2 protein-coding genes are annotated in these 574 nt (G+C 25.2%); both read left to right on the top strand.

All coding sequences use genetic code 11. The features are described 5' to 3' along the window. A partial coding sequence (locus GQX97_RS14235; protein WP_198391270.1) for a lysylphosphatidylglycerol synthase domain-containing protein occupies positions 1-345 on the top strand: 345 nt, incomplete at its 5' end. Positions 346-367: 22 nt separating this feature from the next. After that, the coding region (locus tag GQX97_RS14240; RefSeq protein WP_368666591.1) for a glycosyltransferase at positions 368-574 on the top strand (207 nt) is incomplete at its 3' end.

Raw genomic sequence — 574 nt, forward strand, 5'->3', positions numbered from 1 at the left:
ATATTTTTAATATTTTTCTATACAATTCTTTATCTTGTAGGGCAAATATTTACTATAGGTTTTCTTTTAGAAGCATTTAATATAAAATCTTCTCCAATTATAGCTTTATTTATGTTTGCTATTGGAGGCTTTGGTTTTGCTGTACCTTCTGCACCTTCTGGAATAGGACCTTTTGAATGGGCTATTATTTTTGGGCTTTCATTGATAGGTGTWGAAAAAACARTAGCTGCTCCTTATGCTTTAGTTTATCATATGATGGGTATTGTACCTATTACTATAGTTGGATTTATATTCCTATTTATTATGGGTATTAATCTAAAAGAAGCTACTGCACAAAAAGAATAATTTATTTAAGGGTTTTTAATATATGCAAGAATATAATATATGTCTTTGTGCTGATAACAATGTTGTAGAATATATGTCAGCTTTGATTGTATCTATATTAAGAAATTCATCTCAAGATGAAGAATTTAYTTTTCATATAATAACTTCTTGTATATCTGAAGAAAATAAAAATTACCTTAATGAATTAAAGAATATAAAAAATTTTCAATTAAAATATTATAATCCTATA

Origin of the sequence: Brachyspira sp. SAP_772 (genome assembly GCF_009755885.1) — a bacterium.
Classification (GTDB): Bacteria; Spirochaetota; Brachyspiria; order Brachyspirales; family Brachyspiraceae; genus Brachyspira.